This window comes from Sphingobacterium sp. G1-14 (assembly GCF_002196555.1).
Classification (GTDB): Bacteria; Bacteroidota; Bacteroidia; order Sphingobacteriales; family Sphingobacteriaceae; genus Sphingobacterium; species Sphingobacterium siyangense.
The window spans coordinates 3,792,909-3,813,812 of sequence record NZ_CP021381.1 but is presented as its reverse complement, the minus strand read 5'-3'; the positions used below and the strand labels follow the sequence as shown (position 1 = coordinate 3,813,812).

The window sequence follows — 20,904 nt, the reverse complement described above, 5'->3', positions numbered from 1 at the left end:
TTGGGTACCTACTGTATCTTGATCTTAGTAGATATTCTGATACCGTTGACCATTCAGATTCGAACAGCCATAATTACTAAACACTAATATATTTTTTGAGTACTTCAAGAAGGTCTGCCCGGCGTATCGGTTTGGGAAGAAAGTCATTCATTCCGGATTCAAGGCATTTTTCTTTTTCCCCCAACACATTTCCAGCTGTAACGCCTATGATAGGTATATGTTGATATGCTGGCAACATTCTAATATGTTGTGTTGCCTCAATACCACTCATGATGGGCATTTGTACATCCATAATAATAAGGGAAAACTGCTTTTTCTTGCATTCTTCCAAAGCCTGTAAACCATTAGCTGCTTCTGTCAGAAGTATATTGGGAGCAAGAGACTTCATTATCCTATTGTTCAGGACCATATTCACTGGGTTATCGTCAACCAAAAGCACGTCTAATTCTCGCACAAATGCATGCGAAGCTTTCTCAGCCTGATCCTGAATAATTTCTATTACTGAACTTCGGTCTACCTTTTTAAGGGTTTTGTATAGATCATGTGATTTTATAGGCTTCAATAGCAAATGTGTATTTTCTATTTTCCTAAGCGATGTAAGTATATCCAGTTCTTCCGAAGAAGACGAAAGTACTATAAATGGAGCAACCTCTTTTCGCTGATTTAACAAGCCTTTTATTTTTTCTATTGTTTCCAATCCGGACATGATAGGCATATGATAATCCATCAGAATGACATCGAACCGCTCACCTTTCAACATGATATCCAAGGCTTCCATTCCATTAGAAGCTAACGTAGATTTGATATTTTTATAGGTAAGCATGTGTTCAAGAATAATCCTGTTGCTTTCATTATCGTCCACCACTAAGGCCGTTTTAATTGTCGTTTCATCCTCTTCTTTCCATTCAGACATTTCGTAAGGAACCTCAAGATCGAAGAAAAATACAGAACCGCTGTCCACTTCGCTGGTCAGCGACAAATGACTTCCCATATATCCCAAGATATTGTTCGAGATGGTTAGTCCCAATCCTGTGCCGCCAAATCGTTTACTGATTGAACTGTTTTCCTGGGTAAAGGCATCAAAAATATATTTCTGTTTCTCTATAGGAATGCCGATTCCTGTATCTCTTACTGAGAAGCGCAAGGCAATCGTATGATCATCCATGCGCAATTTCTCTACTTTTAGTTCGATCTCGCCCTTTTCTGTGAATTTTACAGCATTTCCTAACAGATTGATCAAGATTTGTTTTAATCTGACTTCATCAATGAAAAGCATTTTTGGGAGGCCCGGCTCAACGTTGAGAAGAAGTTCTATGTTTTTTTTCTGGGATTGATAAAGAATAACATTGATGACTTGGCTTAACATATCATACACATCACTTTTTTCAATCAAAAGCTCCATTTTTCCGGATTCTATTTTAGAAAAATCCAGTATATCATTGATGATGCTAAGTAGGTTTTCCCCGGATTCATTGATGTAATGCAGATATTGTGTCTGTGTTTCATTCAGCGGTGTCCGGAGGAGGAGGTCTGAAAAACCAATAACTCCGTTCAAAGGAGTACGAATCTCATGACTCATATTGGCCAGAAATTCAGATTTTGCCCTGCTGGCTATATCTGCAGTTTCCTTCGCATTTTTTAGCTCCTCGTTTATTTTTACTGCATTTGTAATATTCTGTATGGAAATAATTATACCTCCAATCTCATCTTTTGTAAGATACCAAGGTCCGACTTTAAGATCGTAATGCTGAATTTCTTCTTTTCCTTCCACCTTTAGTGCAAAATCCCCGTCGATATACGTTTCTCCCAAAAGCGCATTCTTGTAAATCTTTTTTCTTTCTTCGGGAATACTAGGCGATGTTGTAAACAGATTATTGCCGATAAGGTCGACATTATTCATACTAAATTCATCTCGCCATCTGCTGCTTACAGCAACGTAGTTAAGGGTTTTGTCAAACATCGCCAAAGGAATAGGAACATCTGTCGCACAGGACTGCATCATAGCTTCCTTCTGAGCAACTTCCAGAAACATTTTTTTGAAGGCATCAATGTTCTGAATAATTCCAAAAACCCTGTAGCAAATTTCATTTTGAAATTCAGGAATACCTTTTACTCTTACCCAGATTGTAACGCCGTCATTACGCAGAAGTTGTAGCTCCTCATCAAAAGGGATTCCTTGTTGTACGGCTCTGTTAAATAGATATTCTATTCTCTCTCTGTTTTTTCCTTCGTAAAATCCAAGGGCATTTTCAAAGGTTGGTTGGAAATTAATGTTAGTTTTATGAATTTCTCGTACACTTTGAGACCAGGTGAGCTTTCCGCTCTTTATATTGACTTCCCAGCCTCCCACTTGGGCAACCGCGCTTGTTTCCTCGAGCATTTCCTTCGTATAAAACAGATCTTTTTCCAACTTATCGCGGCGCATAATGTCCGATTTTAGTTGAATATAAACGAAAATGGTGACGCCAATGGCCGCAACCGCTGAAAAGATAATGAATAAAACGGTCCGTTTGGTGGAGTTATTCAGATCTTCATTTTTTAGGGCAAGCTGAACTTCCTCGTGTTTTACAAATTCCTGAACGAGCATTCGGCATTTATCCATGGCCATCTTGTTTTGAACAAGTTCCTCTGGAGTCATTACTATTCCCTTAGTACGATTATCAATCAACAAGACATATTCTTTCATCAACCTGTCTGAGGTATGCAGCAGTTCATGAAGGATATTAATCTGGCGTTTATCGTTAAGATTAAATTTATCTTTGTTAGCAACAAGCAGCGGATATTCATTCCTGCTTTTATTGAAAGGTTCAAGAAAATTTTCACGGCCGGTAAGCTGATATCCCCGATTGCCTGTTTCGGCATTTAACAGCGTGTTTACAATATCTTTTATTAAACTGATAGACTCCTTCGTTTTTAAGAGGCTTTTCCTGCTCTCCATCTGGTTATGTATGCTAATATAAGATGCTATAGAACCCGCAATCAGTAGTATCAAAGAAAGCATTACACCTATCTGGAGATTTCTTATAATTTTTTTTGGCATTGGTCGGTAGTTTACTGTTAAGATACTAAAAAAGTAGAATTGTATCTCTAATCAGTCAGTAATATTTGATGGCTTTCATCATGTTTCTACGAGATAGCTGATATTGGAGATTTCACCTATTGAGATCATGCGATTCCACTTTAGCTAGCCTGAAACAACAGCTTTTCTGCCGATAGCGTTTATTATTTTTTGTATTTTGTTATTGCATAACCGTCAAATCTTATTAATTCTAATTCTTCCTTTCCTTTCGGTATGTTGTAATAAAAGTTATAAAATTGAACAACTTTACCGCTAGGGAAACCTTTGGTAAATTTTGAAGTTATTGCCGATTGTTTGATTATTTCTGAATTCTTTTTCACAAGAGTTGCCATTGTTCCGTTTCCATAAATTTTGACGTCGCAACTATCCTTTGGTAGCAATGTAAAAGTATTTGATAGAAGAGCTTCTCTTTCTTTTAATATCCATTCTTTTTTCATCCCTCGTAATTGTGCCACCTCAAATTCTGCGTTTTGGATAATTTCCAAAACGTTATTGCTATTTTTATCATTTAAATCTTTCGTCAGGTTGGTAAGAGCACTATACAGGTTGTCAAGTAGTTCTGTTGAATTCTTTAATTGAACTGATTTATTTAAGGAAGATAGTTCGACAGGAATTTTGGCATTAAACTTTATCGTTTTCAAGAAGTAACCACTTTTAATGTTTTCTTGAGTAATATCATCATCTGATAATTCATAATTTACTAAAATATTTTCTTTGGGAAAATCTGATTCATTGGAAATGATTGATATTCCTTGGGCTGACCTGACTAATAGAATTTTTAAAATCGGATTTCCTTGCTTTTTATAATTGGATAAGTCAATTAGTATTTTTAACTCTTGTTCGCCATTTTTGTTGATCGCAATGTCAATAAAGTTTGGAATTGTGTTTCCAAAGAATTCAAGCCCTTTGACTACAGGATAATCATTTATTGAGATTTCAGTAGGATAATAAAACGTCGGTTGGATACCATAGTTGCTCTTGTCCGCATTATATTTTAGTTTATCCAAAATTTCTGTCTTACTTTCTTGTCCTTTACAAGAGGCTAAAGTCAGTAAAACAATAATTGATAACATATATTTTTTCATAAGTCAATTTTGTTGGAGCGTGTTGGTTTAATATTTCGGCCAACGCTATTCAACAGCTTTCCGATATACTAGCCGTATTGCTTAAGAAGTATTGGTAATTGTCAAATGTAAAAATATCAATTTTTGCAGTGTAAACCGTTTACAATTCGCTGACTATCGTTTAAAATTCGTTAAAAAGGATGTTATTCAATTTCATATGTTGTTCTGTGATAACATACTTATCGATACAATACACATAAATAATAGCTTACGAACCCAGGAAATTCCCATTGTATTTCTATATAACTAAGTAGCTAATTTACATAACTAATTTGTATCTTAATGCAACAGTTCTCTGTGAAAAAATCAATAAATACTATTTTTTTGATGATACTAATTATTAGACTGTCTTGCTTCTCATGCATGATTTACGGACAGAAATATTTTGATTTAGACCTTTCAGGACGATATGAGTCTTATATAGGACGATATATTATGCGATAAAATGAGGTATACTTAAGTTTTATTATAAGTTCTTAGGCCATTGTCAATTTAAAGGGGCATAAAAGCCCCAGTGAATTGCAGCATAAAATACCAGATGCCTCTAGACGGTTTTAAATACCCAGCTGAAAGAACTGGAAGACCATGAACTTATCAGCAAGAAAATTTATCCTGTTGTACCACCAAAAGTAGAATATTCACTCACAGATTTTGGAATGACGCTGATCCCAGTAATTTCCGCACTTGGATATTGGGGAGACCAGAATGAAGATAGACTGAGAAGAGTAATTTTAAAAAGAATTTCAGAATGATAAAAAGGGTGAGGATAGTCGCCTTTTTCAGAATAGGTGGGTATGCAAAATTTACCACTGTTCAGCGAATCGTAATTTTCTGCTCACGGATTTTAAATAGAGGGCCATGGGTATTGTCGAATACCTTATTTTTATTTTGGAATAATAGAGAGCTGCAACGGAATAAACTAAAAAAGTTATTGCTATGCTTAGTGCTTACATCTGAACAAAGGGTTATGAAATCAATTGGCAAATTTCTTCAATGGTCTGTGGCTGCTGCCTTCATCTTTGTCATCGTTTTCTGGGGCAACAGTTACCGTTATTTTGTTTACGCGCTGGTATGCTCTTCTCTGCTTTATTTCCCTTTGCAAAAAATAATCCTTAGCAAATTAGGTAAAGGAGATGGTCGGGATGAAGTCCGCTATAATGTGAATGGAAAGCGCATAACAATGCGAAGTGGCAATCGCATAGCGTTTGTTGTTCTGTTGGCAGCAGTGTATGTTTTAATAATTTCCGTTTTTTCTGTAAGTCCATCTTTGGAGCGTAAAGAGTTTGCGCGGACGCATCCGAGCTGGATTGCAACAGCGCCCGCTATCATAAACTTCGAATCTAAAATACATAGAGGCAAGACAAAATACGCCTATTTAAATGTCGAATACCGATATACTGCCAATGGACAGCTATACTTGCGGAAATTAGATAAGGCGGAAAAGCAGTATGCATTTTTACCTATTGTGAGCCAGCGACGTTTTGAGCAGATGCGAACCGAACTGCTGGATAGAGCAAATGGAATAATAACTAATAAGGAATACATATTGTTTTACAATCCACAAAATACTGAACAGCAGAAGTTTTGCCTTGCAGACGATTCTTTTTATCTGCAGGGATCTTGGCTGTACGATATATTGTTTGTCTATTTATTACTATTCTTATTCATTGTAATCATCGCGTTTTTGTTTAGAAAAGACTACAATAATAGGATGAAAAAATCTAATTCGACCATTCATTATTACCGTCGTACAGATTATTATGAAAACAGGTAAAGTTTGCGTACTACAGGATTAATTTAGAATGTCTAAACTGGTTTCTGCTTGGAGATTTCTACTTAAAAAGCAGCTGTTTGTAAAAATTGTCTTATATTTCATTTCAATTTTTACCGTCGGCCACTTTGATTATGGAAATTAGATCCCTGGAAAAAATAGATCCTGAAATTTTGTTTTATGCATTTCAGAGAGCTTTTGCCGAATATGAAATGCAATTGGATAAAAGTCAGCTCTTGGCTATGCTCAAGAGGCGCGGTTTTAGGCCTGATCTTTCCTTTGGGGTTTTTGACGGTGATGCTATCGTATCTTTCACCTTTAACGGGATCGGTGATTTCGATGAGGTTTTAACGGCTTATGATACGGGGACAGGTACTCTTAAAAATTATCAGGGACAAGGACTTGCCACATCGGTATTTAATTATTCGATTCCCTATCTGAAGAAGGCTGGAGTCCATAATTATCTGCTGGAAGTACTGCAGCATAATAAAAGTGCCGTATCGGTTTATAAAAAGATCGGCTTTACTGTGGTCCGAAAGTTCTTTTATTTTAAGCAAAAGATTGAGGCAATTACTTTATTGGCCAAAAGTTCAACCTTTAATATAAAACCAATAGATATTTTTGAATATACTGAAATTGAAACTTTTTGGGATTTTAAACCATCCTGGCAAAATAGCATTGAATCAATTCGTAGGTCTTTCGACAATTTTATTTGCACAGGCGTTTTTTCAGAGGATAAGCTGATTGGATATTGCGTATTTGAGCCAGGATCAGGAGATATTACACAACTGGCGGTAAATAAAGAACACAGAAGAAAAGGTGCTGGTACCCTATTGCTTCAGCATATAATAGAGACTATGCAAACTGACGCTATAAAAATTATCAATACAGACATTAGCTGTGAATCTATGACAGCTTTTCTGAAATCCGTGAATATTGAACCAGTTGGAAAGCAATATGAAATGATCAAAAGGCTGTGACAAATTTCCGATTCCTTTTTTCTTTTCTCACGATCCCATTTTCTTTTTTGTTTAAAAAAGATTAGTAAAAAGCAAAAGTAAGCAAAACGATTAAAACCTTTGCTATACAATGTTTTATAAAATAGTAGTCGTAGTTTGGAACTCTGTGTCTGATAAGTTTTGGGCTTAAAATGACAAGGTTAGGTTACTAATTCGTTACCGATTGATAAAGGTAATGATATATATTAACTTGTTATATTTCAGTCTTTTGCACCTCTTTTTACATTTCCTTGTAACTCAATGAAAGTTAATTTTAAACATTAAACATTTGAGTTATGGAGCAGACAAAAAAATCGATGTTCAAACTGCTTTTCTATTTGAAAAAGAACGAACTGAAAAAGAATGGTAACGCACCAATTATGGCACGTATTACCATTGACGGAACACCGAAAACTTTGGGGACAAAGTTAGAAATAAACCCTAATAATTGGAATTTAAAACACGGAAGAGTTGAGGGTAAAAGTGCCGTTGCATTGAATATTAACCAGAAACTGGATAACATACGTGGTCGTATCGACAAGATATACGAAGACATGCAGAAACATGAAGGTTTTGCCACCGCACAGAAAGTAAAGCTTTCTTTTCTTGGTGTCGGTGTGATGGATGATGCAATACTAAAAGTATTCAACGATCAAAACGAAGATTTTAAAAGATTGGTCGAAAAAGAAGAACGTTCACAAAGCACTTACAACAAGTATATCACGGTTTACAACCATCTTACCAATTTTATTAAAGAACGTTATCATCGTGATGATATGGCATTCCGGGAATTGACTGCCGAGTTTATCAGGGAATTTGATTTTTATCTCCGATACGATTTACAGTCTTCTCACAATACAGTTTGGGTTTACACGATGCCGGTGTTAAGTCTCGCTGAATTGGCTATCAAAAAAGGCTTGATACGTGATAATCCCTTTCAGGATTATGAGATAAATATGCAGGAAACCGACAGAGGTTACATTTTGAAAGAAGATGTTGAGAAGCTGATGAAATGCGTACCGTCACACCCAAGATATGAGCTTGTAAAAGATCTCTTTATCTTTAGTTGTTTCACCGGACTTGCTTATGCAGACATTAAGAAATTAACTCGGAATAATATCCAATCATTCTTTGATGGTCATCAATGGATCATCAGCAGGAGAAAGAAATCGGATATTGCGTCCAATGTTAGGTTGATGGAAATCCCAAAACGTATCATTGAAAAATATCAAGGTACGACGAGGAACGAAATTATCTTCCCGGTTCCTACAAATGTAACCTGTAACAATCACGTCAGTAAATTGATTGAAACAGCGGAGATCATTACAGAACAGAAAGTAACCTTTCATACGGCAAGACACACTTTTGGTACGATGTTCTTAACCGAAGGCGTACCGCTTGAAAGCCTTAGTAAAATGATGGGACACAAAAACATTTCCACCACACAGATTTATGCTAAAATAACCAGCCAGAAAATCAGTAAGGATATGGATTTGGTGGCTCCGAAATTTCAAGAAATGGAAGAAGCATTTTTAGCAATCGTCTGATTAGATTATTACACTTCCTTTTAACAGAGCAGAACTTTATAGGTTCTGCTTTTTTTATGCCCGTACTTTTTTACAGCCAAAGCACATTTATCTCCCTGCGTTTTGTTTCCCTCTCTCATAAAAGAGCTTTTTAAGGCTGTTTTCTAAATAGAAAATTGAAAAACTAACTCCTTATCCATTCCCTTTCAGTTTCATTTTTCAAATCTCTCTTATAGGCTTTAATAGCCTGGTCAATTACAACAAAAATTTAGGACAGAATATTTCCATAATCAACCGGTAAAAAGGCAGCCAAAGTACGGCGGTCACCCCAAGCTCAATCCCAGCCAAAAGACTACGGCATAAACGGTTTCCTCCCTAAAGGTACCCTCCAATTATTCCGTTTCCTTTTGGCTTTTCCTCTTGACCGCCTTGATAGTCTGCTTTCTTTTTTCCGGTTTTTCTTTTGGAAAAAATTATGCGAAGCGAAGCGGAGCAAACCACAACAGGAAGCAGGAAACGAGAAAAGCGAACGTAACAAAATGTAAAACTTTTAAAACAGGAACGATTATGAACATCATCGGAAGACTGACAAGGGATGCGGAAGTACGCACAACGTCACAGGACAAACAAGTAGTAAACTTTTCAGTAGCGACCAACGAAAGCTACAAGAACAAACAGGGCGAACGCATTGAGCAAACAACCTACTTCGACTGTGCCTATTGGCTGTCTGCAAAGGTAGCATCACTACTGACCAAAGGCACTTTGGTAGAACTCACAGGCAGGGTAAGCACAAGAGCGTGGACAGGCAAAGACGGAGAGCCGAAAGCAGGTCTGAATTTCCATACCTCAAACATCAAGTTTCACGGAGGTATCAAAAGAACCGAAACCGCACAGGCTACTGCACAATCTGAAAACAACGGATTTACAGCACAGGGAACAGAGGACGACCTCCCATTTTAATCAAGAACATTCAATCATTTTTTAACATCAAAATTTTATCAAAATGGCACATAATATCAAATTCAACGAGCAAACAGGAAAGCACAGTTTCTTTTCAGTACAGCAAAAAGCGTGGCACGGTTTAGGGCAAATCGTGGAGCAATACCCAACGAGTGAGGAAGCTATCCGACACGCAGGGTTAGATTACGAAGTCATAAAATCCCCACTGTTTACCAAAGGTTCGGGTATTATCGAAACAGCCAACGGCATCGAGATAGGCAGTAGCGAATTGGAAGTACCTAACTATTTCGCCAACATACGCACTGATAACAATGCAGTTTTGGGCGTAGTCGGTAAGGATTACCACATTGTACAGAACCGTGAAGCCTTTAATTTCTTTGATGCCATTGTAGGTGGTGGCGAGGGTATTCTCTACGAAACCGCAGGAGCATTGGGTAACGGAGAACGCATTTTTATCACAGCCAAACTACCCGATTATATCCGAGTGGGCAATGGCGATGATGTTACGGAAAAGTACATTTTCCTAACCACTTCGCACGATGGTAGCGGAAGTATTACCGCAGCGTTTACACCTATCCGTATCGTGAGCCAAAACACCTTAAACGCTTCGTTACGCAATATGACCAATGTAGTCCGTATCAAACATACTTCGGGAGCAAAACAGCGTATTGAGAACGCTCACAAGATTATGGGACTTGCCAATACGTTGAGTAACCAATTAGAGAACATTTTCAACAATTGGACAAAGGTAAAAGTATCAGACCGAGAAGTAAGAAAGCTAATCCAATTGGCACTTTGCCCGAACAAGGAAACTTTAGAGCTAATCAACAAAGGTGCGGAAGATGAAATTTCCACCGTGTTCAAAAACGTGGTTGATAATGCTTTTACCTATGCGATGATAAGCGACACACAGCAAATGGACACGACCAAAGGTACATTGTTCGGGGCATATAATGCCGTAACAGGCTACTATCAGAACGTAAGAAATTACAAAGATGATGAAGCCAAGTTGCAGAGCATTGTATTAGGTGGAACGGCTCAACAGAAAACGCAGAAAGCATTTGAATTGTGTACCGCCTTTGCAACAGACGGTGCGGAAATCCTAAACCTTAATTAAATAACAACAGGCTACCGCCTTAATCGGTGGTAGCCTACTATAAACAACAGTTATGACAATAGAGATATATGAAGCAACGCTAAAGCACGACACAGGTACAACAATGCTAAGAGTAATATCACTAAGCGGAAAGCAGGGAGCAATACAGCAGATAACAACCGTAGAGGGTTGTCCCGAATGTGCCATTGTGGATATAGTAGAAATTTTTAACGATACAAGACAGCAGGATATGAAAGCAAAAACCATAGAGGAAGCAAAAGAATTGGCTAAAGGCAAGAGCCTTAAAAAAAAGCACAAGGACGAAACAGTACATATTATCTACTGCAATCGTACAGAGTATTTCTACATAGACACGGACGGTTTAATACGCCTTTGGGAGCAGTCATTCGGCTACTATGTGAATGGCGTTTATACCGCTGAAAAATCACATTCATAACCTTAAACAATAAACGATTATGACAAATTGGTGCAGTAATACGGTTGTTTTCGAGGGCAAACCCGAAGCAATCGAACAGATACAACAGCTATTCAAATCAATGGTTGAAAAGGAACAGAAAGAAGAATGCGGACAGTTACCCGAATTTGTTTCGGAGCATAACGGTGGTTATTTCTTTGAAATCTATCAAAACGATGATGTAACAGGCGTATTCCAATATGAAACAAAATGGTCGCCCAATATTGTAGAAGTACAAAAGATAGCAGAACACTATAACGTGAATTTCACACAGGACTATCTGGAATTGGGTAACTGTGTATGTGGCAGGGCAACATCTGCTGACAAGCTACTCACAGATGTTTTTTTGGAGTACGAAGATTTTGAACAGTTCGAGTTTGACGAAGAAACTGACACCTACCATTTTGAGGGCGAAGATTACGACAGCGAGTACGAAATTTTAGAAACCTTATTGGAACGTAAAATCGAAAATCAATTTACCAACACTAACATTCAGAACGATGAAATTATCAGATAAACCAACAGCATACGTACTGCTCAAAGCAGGAACCAACAGCGAATGGGACAATTGCAATTTTGCCATTGTCCACATTACCGAAGATTGGAAAAAGGAGCAGCAAAAAAGGCTTGAAATGGTTAAGCCGTTTGAAGAAGATTACTTTTTACAATCACTGAACTATTACGATACGGCAGTAGATTTTTATACCGCTGACGAAGACGATAACCCCGATTTATACAAATGGCTTGAAAATAAGCCTATGGCATACGTGGATATTGACAAAGAAGAACTCCAAACATTATCCGTACCCGAAAATCGCTTGGACTGTTACAGGCTTGTACTATATAAGACAGGAACAGCAATGTATAAAGCCTACGGAAAGCACACGAGCGAAGAATTTTGGTCAGAGGAATTTCCATTATCACAATTAATTACAGAGGTCGGTATATAACCGATTTGAACGGTTGTGAAATTGAAATAACCGACTTAAAAGAAGCTATCAAAATAGCCAAAAGAAATACAGGGTACAGCCACGAGGACAAAAGTTTCTCGGAGTTTGACAAACGACAAAAAGCCTATTGGGTGGACATACACGAGAAACTCACAGCAATCAAAAAACGAATAGTTAACAATTAAAATTTCAGAACGATGAATACCAATTTTTTCAATCAGATACAAGCTTTGGACTTTACAGGGGTACTGCAACTCAACATTTCCAAAGGAGCAGAAAACAACCTTATCGTATCGGTATTGCTCAACAACGAACAATGTGGAGATAGTGCCAAAAATCTAATTCCCCCCTTAACGTTTAACGCCACTCCGCAGGAATTTGACGAGGGATTTTTTGAGCAGATAAAAGCACCTGTTAAAACCGTTTCGGGCGTAATGGTGGATATGGAAAAATTCTTAAAACAAATGGAGGAAGTCAAAAAGCAATCGGCAATGGAAAAAGAAAAGACCGAGAAAGCCAAAAAGGAAAAAGAAGCCAAAGACAAAAAATTTAAAGACGGAATGGCAAAGGCTGACGAACTCGAAAAAGAGGGCAAATTCCGTGAAGCGTGGATGAAAGTTCCCGAGATAACCGAATTTCCCGAAAAAGCGGACGAGATACGCAAACGCAAAACATCATTGTCAGACAAATTCGCCACACCGAGCCTTTTTGGAACAATTGAGGAAACAGCACCCGAACTGCCACAAGCAGAAGAAGTTATATCCGACTATCCCATTGATGAAACGGACGAAGAAGAAACAGAGTATTAACCATTAAAAACGAGCATTATGTTATTAGCAACGCAATTGGAAAGAGTTTTTATACTCAAAGATAAAGGACAGGACATCAGACTGACCGACCCCGAACCACGTTGGAGCGTGGAAGCGGTAATGAATTTTTACGCCAATATGTACCCCATACTGACTACCGCAAAAGCATCTGCACCGCAGATAAAGGACGATGCAGTCGAGTACAGATTTGAGAGCGTAATGGGAACGAAAGGGTAAACCAAAATTTTAAAGCGATGAACTATGCACAGACATATCCTATCGGGAACGATTACAATACCCGAACAGCAACGACAAAGACAATTGCACCGCCAGTTAAACGAGTTCGCCAATTGGATGCAAAAGCCAAAGGATGCAAACGAAGTACGGAAAGACAAACGCAAATCAGTACCAACAGCGATGTTGCCAATGGTTTTCTAAAATGTTCGTTTCTGCCTAAACTGAAAGAAACGAAAACCGTACAGGCTTGCAGTAAATCAGACAAAACGGAAAGGGATTTTTTTCAGTCCCTTTCCAAATTGGCAGAACATTACAATATTGAACCTGCACAGACCAAACAATTTGACTATCCCTATAATATGGCATTGGCTATGACTGATGTAGAGGAAAAGTTAAAGAGCAAGGTTTTGGATTGGGAAGAAATCCGTTTGGTACAGGACAGTAAGAAAACCTATTTCGTAAGTGAAGAACGCTACAATACAGGAGCAACACTTTTTTACATTCCTGTTTCGCCATTGTACCGCCTTTTGCACGATAAAAAGAGAAAATCCAACGCACATTTATTATTGTCTGTTTGTGCTTATCTGTATCATATAGCCGACATTCCGTATTACAGGCAGGAAGCAAGCTATCTCTATTGGATGTACGAAATGATGAACGATTGGGTTGAACAGGACGATTATACCGAAGAAACCGAAGTTTATTTATCAGAAATCAAACAAGCCGAATTTATCGGTGATTTTATTGAACAACGGATTTATAACCGTATCAATCTGACCGTATTTGAACAGCGTATTGAAAAGTTCAAAGTAAGAAATGTTTTTGACAAGGAATGTTTAACCGTAGCAAAAGAAGCCTTTTCCCTGTATAAAACCTATCCGAATGAAAATGTACTCCGCAATGCCAAACTCAATGGAGAAGCATCTGGAGACGATATGGAAAATGTTATCGGAATGGAAAAGTACATTTCATTTTACGCAGACCATAAAGGTTGGCTGAATGAAACCTTGATAGAATCCGTAAACACCGATATACAGGAATACGGACAAATGGAAGAACCCATTATACTAAAACAGTTTGACGGCAGGGATATAACCGCCAACAATCTTTGTTTTGAAAAGAGGTTATTTCAATTATTACACAACCTAAGCGATATTTTACACCAATGTTAAACACAAGAATATGGAAACGATTAACGATATAACACAGGACTTCGGGACATTATACCACCCCAAATCGGCTTTGGTATTCTACGAAACCAAAGAACGGACAACCGATGTGTATGTAGAGCATTTTGATATGGATAAAAACGGAAATCCAATCAATGCCCACCCATTGACCGTGAGAGAAGCAAATATATTGGCAAAGTCACTTCGCACCGAAAAAGACAAGGACAAAGCCTTTTTAAAACCAAACGGAATTTTACCGACAAACATTTTGCACCTTAATCCGAGTGCAGAAAAAGCCACGGTAATCTGGTACACCAAAGCACAGCAAAGAAAGTTGTTTTTTGTGGACGGTCTGAAAATTCCCAATGGTAAAGCCTTTGTACCGCCAATGCTTTGGAAAGCAAGCAAAAACAGTCTTGCCGTTTATTCCCTTTCGAGTGACAGAAGACCGAACGATAAGACTAAACTGCATTACGCTCCGTTTTTCAATATTTACGAAGATGGTAAAGTTTGTATGGGTACAGTAAGCGTTGATATTAAAAAATCGGCTTCGGTGGAAGAATTTATACAGGCTTGGGAACACTACTTTTTCAATAGTTATTTCAGCCACTTATTGGGCAAACACAATCCCATAAAAGGCGATTGCGTAAAAGTTTGGAAAGACCTTATCAATACAGATAAACCCTTTCCGAAAGAAGTATTGAAACCGTATAACAAAACCCTTAAAAATCTATTGTAATGGAAACAGTAAAAACAGCCGTTCATTTTACGGACAACTATTTGATAAGCCCTACTAACCCGATTGAAGTCAATTTGATTGGTGCAGGTGGCACAGGTTCAAAGGTGCTGACCGCCTTAATGGAAATGAACCACAGTTTAACAGAATTGGGACACGCAGGATTGCATGTTCGTTTGTGGGATGATGATATTATCACGGAAGCCAATTTAGGCAGACAGCGATTTGCACCGAGTGAAACAGGCTTGTACAAATCGGTAGCACTCATAAACCGTGTTAATCGGTTTATGGGAACAAATTGGAAAGCAGAAACCCAAAAGTTTGAACGCAATTCTTTAGGAGGACTGCCCGAAAATGCGAAAGCTACGATTTATATTACTTGTGTGGATAATGTAAAGACAAGGTTTGATATTGCAGAAATGCTCAAAGCAATGAGTAAACAACGCAGAGCCAACCGTGATGAACCAAAATATTGGTTGGATTTTGGAAACAGCCAACATACAGGGCAAGTGTTACTATCTACCATCGGAAGTATCAAACAACCCGACTCTGAAAAGTATGAAACGGTGGCAAGCCTGCCAATGGTTACAGATGAATTTGGAGAACTGCTAAACCAGTCCGAACAAACGGACGATACGCCAAGTTGCAGTTTGGCAGAAGCTTTAGAAAAACAGGATTTGTATATCAATGCAACATTGGCTCAAATGGGTTGTTCGCTGTTGTGGAATATGTTTCGCTACGGAATGACCGAAAACAGGGGATTTTTCATTAATCTGAAAAATTTCCACACCCAACCCCTGAAAGTCGCCTGACCCCAAAAGGTCGGGCGGCGAAAAGACGCATCCTTCCTTTGGTCGGAACCGCCTTTTCGCATTTAAAAAGGTGCAACCACTTTACTAAAATGCACCGCTATGCAGTTCCCTTTCTCTACATTTTACCAAACAGGTTGCGACATTCTTTTCATGGGATATTCATTATCCCATTTGTTGTTTTTGGAAATGACTTCTTTTCTTTTCACATCTGCGACCAAAGAAAAGAAGCAAAAGAACGTCGCTTGATTAGAAATAATACTTTGAAAGCAATTTATCATACAATACCATTTTTTTTATAAATTAGCCAAAGGCTTGAAGTATTGTTTGTTGCTCAACGAGATTGTAAAACTTATTTTCAATTTAATTGATTCTATACATACCATTATAGCTTTGTTTATTTATTTCTAACCAAGAAAAGCAAATGTATTTATCCTATATAAAAGTTGAGAATTACAAAGGAATCGAAGCAATTGAAACAGAATTTGACCCCAAATTAAATATAATTATTGGTGAAAATGGGTGTGGAAAATCAGCAATCATTGACGCTATACGTCTGTTATATAATATTGGAGAGCCTATCAGAGAGATTTCTGTTTCATCTGATGACTTTCATCAAAAAACAGTAGAGAACGGAGGAATCAAAACTATTCAAAAGTCTTCACTCATTACTATAACATATGTTTTCAAAGGGCTATCTACAGCGCAAAAAGGAGCTTTTTATGAATATATGGTAATCGATCCTAATAAAATCGAAGAAGATTATGCTAAAATATCGATTTCTTACGAAGAGAAAGATGGGAAATATCCGAACTTCTCATATAATACAGGAAATATTGATGGGCAAAAAGCCGATTATAAAACATTTGAACTTTTTCAACATTACTATTTAGGGGCATTGAGAGATAGTACTAAAGATCTACTGAGCACTCGGAATAATATTCTTGGAAAAGTTATAAGACGATTTGTAAAGAGAGAAAAGTCTGAGTCTGAAATTGAACAAATTATTAAAGATGCTAATTCTCAATTGTTGAGCCGTGATGAGGTAAAAAATACCAGAGACGGGGTGAATACAAATCTCGAAAGTATTTTTAAGAAAGTTATTGATAATAAAATTGGGGTTAGAATTGAAGAAGCAAAAACAGAATATATTGTTAATGCTATTAAACCCTATCTTCCACATGATAGATCAACCCTAACGGATGAAGGATTTCATTTATGGCAAAATAGTTTAGGGTTAAACAATCTGATATACATAGCAGTAGTTCTTGGTGATATAAAAGAGCAAATTAAAGATAATGGTCTTCCTCATTTCGCCTTATTAATTGAAGAGCCTGAATCTCATCTGCATCCCCAATTGCAACTAAGCCTTTATAACTTTCTCAACAATGCAAATGCTACCGAAAATAGTCAGCTATTTATAACTACTCATTCACCGACTTTAACTTCAAAAGTCCCCCTAAAGAATCTTATCCTTTTGGATTGTGGCAAAGCGACAAAACTTGATAAACAATTTCAAAATAGAGAGTCTGAAAAATTAATCGAAGATACCACCAAAAATAAGGAATTGTTAGATCCTGATTTGGAAAATAGAATGAAGAAGCTTCAGAGATATATAGACGTGACCAAATCTCAACTTTTATTTGCAAAATCAATTTTGTTCATTGAAGGTATTTCAGAAGAACTATTGATTTCAGCGTTTACTCTTTTGGAGGACTATAAATTGGAGGATTACAGAACCGAAATTGTTAACGTAAAAGGAACATCTTTCTATCCATTCCTCTATCTTTTTAATCATTCAAATCTATTAGAGAGAATTAACAAACCTATTTCCATCATCACAGATGATGATAGATTTACAGATTCGAAAAAAACTGAATATAGTTTTGATAGTTTGATAAATGATACCACTATTCTCGATCTGTTAGATGATTCTATTCAAAAAGGTAATGCAGTATCGAGAATAAAAAACTTGAATTCTGTAAAGAATAATGCAGATAACATTCAAATCTTTGAGTCATTCAAAACATTAGAATACGAAATTGCATTGCATAACATAAATGATGATAGGAGAAATTTTAAAAGCAACTTTTTAGTACAATATTTAGACCTTGTAGAAAGTGCTAAAATCATTAAAATTGTTGCTTATATGGCGACATTTGCTACAGATTTAATGACAGATGAGCAAAGAAGGAAAGTTGCAATTCTCCTATGGAAAACTTTTCCCGCTAAAGCTGAATTTGCACAGGACTTCTCAATTCATTTGCTGGATAATTTGGAAGATGCAAAAGCATCATTTATGGTTCCAAAGTATATATTAAATGCATTAACTCATTTAAAAAACGGATTATAATGTATTTTGAAAATGAGGAAAGATTAGCTTATCTACAAGCTAGGGGGAAAGTTATTCTAAGTGCCTGCCCAGGTAGTGGAAAAACAACCACTATTGCGAAGAAGATTTTAAATTTAGAAACTTCAAAAGAAATCGGAGGTCATTCTGGTGTAGCTTGTTTATCGTTCACTAATTCTGCTAAAGACGAAATTAATGAAGCATATAGAAAGCTAAGCGGTAAATCACTTCAGTTTCCTAACCACGTATCAACCATTGATAGTTTTATAAATAAATTTATTACACTTCCTTTTTATAATTTGCTTAATCGTGATTTCAATAGACCAAAGATACTTGATCATACAAATATCTTAGATGACATGTGGAAAACGACCTACGTAAAAAATGGAAAGACACTAGATGGTTTGTTACGACCTTTGAATAACGCAGAATATAAAGCAAAAAATAATCGCAGTATTTTTCATTTATATCCTCCGAGCGAAATAAGAATTGAGCCTGATGGTACATTTTCAATAAATGGCAATCAACCATCTCTGGATAAAGTAGATAGAGAGAATTTTAATAAGTATTGTCAGCTAATAAAAAATAGACAATTTACAAAAGGTCTTATATCAACTGGAGACTCTGCATATATTGCACTACATTTATTAAGAAATAACCCCAAAATTTGCCAATGGCTTAGTCTAAGATTCCCTTTTGTTATAATTGATGAGGCTCAGGACAATTCTTTAATACAGCACGCCATATTTGAGGAATTGGTGAACCAAGGCCTGAAAAACATTGAATTAATTGGAGACCCTTATCAAAGCCTGTATGAATGGAGAGACGCAAAACCTGATGAATTCTTAAGAAAATATGAAAGCGATCAAACTTGGCAATCTTATGACTTGACCGACAATAGACGTTCGCCTCAAAGTATCATTGATGTTTTTTCTAAAGTTAGACGTTCAGACGACTTAGCAATTAATAGTGTTGACTGTGAGGAGCAAAATAACTCTGTTATAGTGTACAAATATTCAAGCAATAATCACCAATTAATAATTAAACATTATGACGATTATTGTTCAACAAAGAAACACCTTAATAGCTGTATTGTAGTTAGGGGAAATTCGTTAAAAGATTCGTTGCTGGGAAAAAAACTAGAACAAAGACCTTGGGGTACAGAACTACCTAAAGATATCATTTATGCTAAAAATCTCTACATCAGCGGTGATATTAAAAATGCAATAAAAGAAATACGAGCAATAAGTATTCAGCTCATTTATACTGATACATCTGATTATCATATACTAAAGGAAATTGAAAAAGAAAAGAGTGTTGATGCTCATTTTAATTCTTTAATGATTACCATCTTAAATGAATTACCTGATTTTAGCAAAACTGTACAAGACTGGACAACAGAAACTCAGCTTTTTCTAAAAAACAGATTGAAACTTAATTATGACGTTGACTTTAATTTACGAAATAGAAAATCAAAATACTTCGAAAAAACTACATTATTGGAAACCGTAAGCCAGCATTTCAAGAAGTCTTTTTCTGCTTTTAATATTCCCATTACAACAATACACCAAGTCAAAGGTCAAACCTTGGATTCAATTCTTGTTTTCTTCAATGAAAGAAAGCATAAGGATAACATCTTATTTGAAAACATATCAAACAGCGGAAATATTTTTCCTGATGAAACGAGGAGATTAATATATGTAGCCCTATCCAGACCAAAATATCTATTAGCAATGGCATTTCCGGATAGTATAAAAGATATTGATCTCAAAAAGAAATTTGGTGAAGCCATAAAGATAGTAACACAAGAAGAATTGATATAACTGCTGACGTTTCGAAAAGATTGTGAAAGGGATAGTCAAAGAATATATTTACAAAAAAAGTATGCACCAAAATGGTGCTTAAAAATTAGTAAAAGCAAATGCTAACCTATAACGAACTTATAGAACTAAGAGACCAATTAGTAAATAGCGAAATTCAGTTGGAACTTGCAAAAGCACAGTATTGGAATGGGTCCAAAGAGGAACAGCGCTCCTGGCATACAAAAGACTGGAAAGAAAGGAGGTCAGAATTTATTAAAGATAAATGCGAAATTTGCAGTAGTACTGATACATTAACTATACAACATAATTCTCATCCAAGAAAATATTCCGATTATTTAAGAGAACTAATAAGAGGATATACTAAAGACTACATAGATAGCAATCAAGAAGTTAGTAAGTCTGATTTTACAGATTATGTGCTAAAAAAATATAATTATGAACCCGTTCCACTTTGTTCAAATTGCAATAACAAAAATCCAAGCGTAAGGGTAAGGAAAACTCCAAAATATCGCTGTGCAGATTGTAAGCATGAATTTGATGAAGCAATTTTCAGAACGGCAAATGAACTCATTTCTATATTTTACGAAAATGAAGATGCTTACGAGGTTCAAGATAAATGTTTTGTTTCAAAGGATAAATGGGCAAATAAGAACAATCTATCTAATATCCGATATTGGTTACAAAGAGAACGTGCTAAAAATAAGGATGCAGAGCAGATTGAGAAAGAAGCTTTTTTACTTCATGTAAATGACTGTATCAAATATCTTTCCTTTGAAGATGCAATAACTGCGTGCAGAAAATGCGCTTATAATCTTGATATCAAAAAGATGGAACTATGTCCTCAATGTAAGCAGAATTATAAAGGACTTCAGTATCCAACCTGTATCGATTGTTTGCCCGAAGAAAAGCGAAAAGCTGCACTAAAAAGTATACAATTCGGAAAAGAATGGCATGAAATGCATAAAGGGTTGGGGATTGACTAAATATAATAA

Annotated in this window: 19 protein-coding genes; 17 read left to right on the top strand and 2 right to left on the bottom strand. The window is 36.5% G+C overall.

Annotated features, from left to right (window positions below):
* Window positions 1-76 precede the first annotated feature (76 nt).
* Window positions 77-3,040 (bottom strand): response regulator, encoded by a 2,964-nt coding sequence (locus CBM24_RS16465; RefSeq protein WP_088161978.1) that lies wholly within the window; start codon window positions 3,038-3,040, stop codon window positions 77-79.
* A gap of 182 nt (window positions 3,041-3,222) precedes the next feature.
* Entirely contained in the window at window positions 3,223-4,164 is a 942-nt protein-coding gene (locus tag CBM24_RS16460; protein ID WP_088161977.1) for a hypothetical protein, read from the bottom strand.
* 605 nt (window positions 4,165-4,769) lie between these two features.
* Between CBM24_RS16460 and CBM24_RS27765 the strand changes: the two genes are divergently transcribed.
* From CBM24_RS27765 to CBM24_RS16365, 17 genes are all read left to right on the top strand, one after another.
* Window positions 4,770-4,955, top strand: coding sequence for a winged helix-turn-helix transcriptional regulator (locus CBM24_RS27765; RefSeq protein ID WP_317042057.1), 186 nt, complete (start codon window positions 4,770-4,772; stop codon window positions 4,953-4,955).
* Window positions 4,956-5,170: 215 nt separating this feature from the next.
* Window positions 5,171-5,977 (top strand): hypothetical protein, encoded by an 807-nt coding sequence (locus CBM24_RS16450; RefSeq protein ID WP_075993134.1) that lies wholly within the window; start codon window positions 5,171-5,173, stop codon window positions 5,975-5,977.
* A 131-nt stretch (window positions 5,978-6,108) separates the two neighbouring features.
* Entirely contained in the window at window positions 6,109-6,954 is an 846-nt protein-coding gene (locus CBM24_RS16445; RefSeq protein WP_088161976.1) for a GNAT family N-acetyltransferase, read from the top strand.
* Between the two features lie 314 nt (window positions 6,955-7,268).
* On the top strand, window positions 7,269-8,519 hold the full coding sequence (locus CBM24_RS16440; RefSeq protein ID WP_088161975.1) for a site-specific integrase: 1,251 nt from the start codon (window positions 7,269-7,271) through the stop codon (window positions 8,517-8,519).
* 546 nt (window positions 8,520-9,065) lie between these two features.
* On the top strand, window positions 9,066-9,458 hold the full coding sequence (locus CBM24_RS16435) for a single-stranded DNA-binding protein (protein ID WP_034871542.1): 393 nt from the start codon (window positions 9,066-9,068) through the stop codon (window positions 9,456-9,458).
* A gap of 43 nt (window positions 9,459-9,501) precedes the next feature.
* Window positions 9,502-10,575, top strand: a complete 1,074-nt coding sequence (locus CBM24_RS16430) for a DUF932 domain-containing protein (RefSeq protein ID WP_088161974.1) — start codon at window positions 9,502-9,504, stop codon at window positions 10,573-10,575.
* A gap of 103 nt (window positions 10,576-10,678) precedes the next feature.
* The gene (locus CBM24_RS27760; protein WP_228445516.1) at window positions 10,679-11,011 is read left to right on the top strand and encodes a hypothetical protein; all 333 of its coding nucleotides are present in this window, start codon (window positions 10,679-10,681) and stop codon (window positions 11,009-11,011) included.
* Between the two features lie 19 nt (window positions 11,012-11,030).
* The gene (locus tag CBM24_RS16420) at window positions 11,031-11,546 is read left to right on the top strand and encodes a hypothetical protein (protein WP_034871436.1); all 516 of its coding nucleotides are present in this window, start codon (window positions 11,031-11,033) and stop codon (window positions 11,544-11,546) included.
* Window positions 11,530-11,979 carry a hypothetical protein gene (locus tag CBM24_RS16415; protein WP_088161973.1) on the top strand — a complete coding sequence of 150 codons (450 nt, stop codon included), beginning with the start codon at window positions 11,530-11,532 and terminating at the stop codon, window positions 11,977-11,979. The genes CBM24_RS16420 and CBM24_RS16415 overlap by 17 nt, the downstream gene beginning before the upstream one ends.
* A gap of 197 nt (window positions 11,980-12,176) precedes the next feature.
* On the top strand, window positions 12,177-12,788 hold the full coding sequence (locus CBM24_RS16405; RefSeq protein WP_059344610.1) for a PRTRC system protein E: 612 nt from the start codon (window positions 12,177-12,179) through the stop codon (window positions 12,786-12,788).
* An 18-nt stretch (window positions 12,789-12,806) separates the two neighbouring features.
* A complete protein-coding gene (locus CBM24_RS16400; RefSeq protein ID WP_019976352.1) occupies window positions 12,807-13,025 on the top strand; it encodes a PRTRC system protein C in 219 nt (72 codons plus the stop codon).
* 17 nt (window positions 13,026-13,042) lie between these two features.
* Window positions 13,043-14,197, top strand: a complete 1,155-nt coding sequence (locus tag CBM24_RS16395; RefSeq protein WP_088161972.1) for a hypothetical protein — start codon at window positions 13,043-13,045, stop codon at window positions 14,195-14,197.
* Between the two features lie 10 nt (window positions 14,198-14,207).
* On the top strand, window positions 14,208-14,933 hold the full coding sequence (locus CBM24_RS16390) for a PRTRC system protein B (RefSeq protein WP_034871431.1): 726 nt from the start codon (window positions 14,208-14,210) through the stop codon (window positions 14,931-14,933).
* The gene (locus CBM24_RS16385; protein ID WP_034871430.1) at window positions 14,933-15,742 is read left to right on the top strand and encodes a PRTRC system ThiF family protein; all 810 of its coding nucleotides are present in this window, start codon (window positions 14,933-14,935) and stop codon (window positions 15,740-15,742) included. The genes CBM24_RS16390 and CBM24_RS16385 overlap by 1 nt, the downstream gene beginning before the upstream one ends.
* Before the next feature lie 421 nt (window positions 15,743-16,163).
* Window positions 16,164-18,092, top strand: a complete 1,929-nt coding sequence (locus CBM24_RS16375) for an ATP-dependent nuclease (RefSeq protein ID WP_034871426.1) — start codon at window positions 16,164-16,166, stop codon at window positions 18,090-18,092.
* Window positions 18,092-19,912, top strand: a complete 1,821-nt coding sequence (locus CBM24_RS16370) for a UvrD-helicase domain-containing protein (RefSeq protein WP_070562257.1) — start codon at window positions 18,092-18,094, stop codon at window positions 19,910-19,912. Before CBM24_RS16375 ends, CBM24_RS16370 begins: the two co-directional genes overlap by 1 nt.
* A gap of 98 nt (window positions 19,913-20,010) precedes the next feature.
* Window positions 20,011-20,895, top strand: coding sequence for a hypothetical protein (locus CBM24_RS16365; RefSeq protein WP_034871425.1), 885 nt, complete (start codon window positions 20,011-20,013; stop codon window positions 20,893-20,895).
* Window positions 20,896-20,904 lie beyond the last annotated feature (9 nt).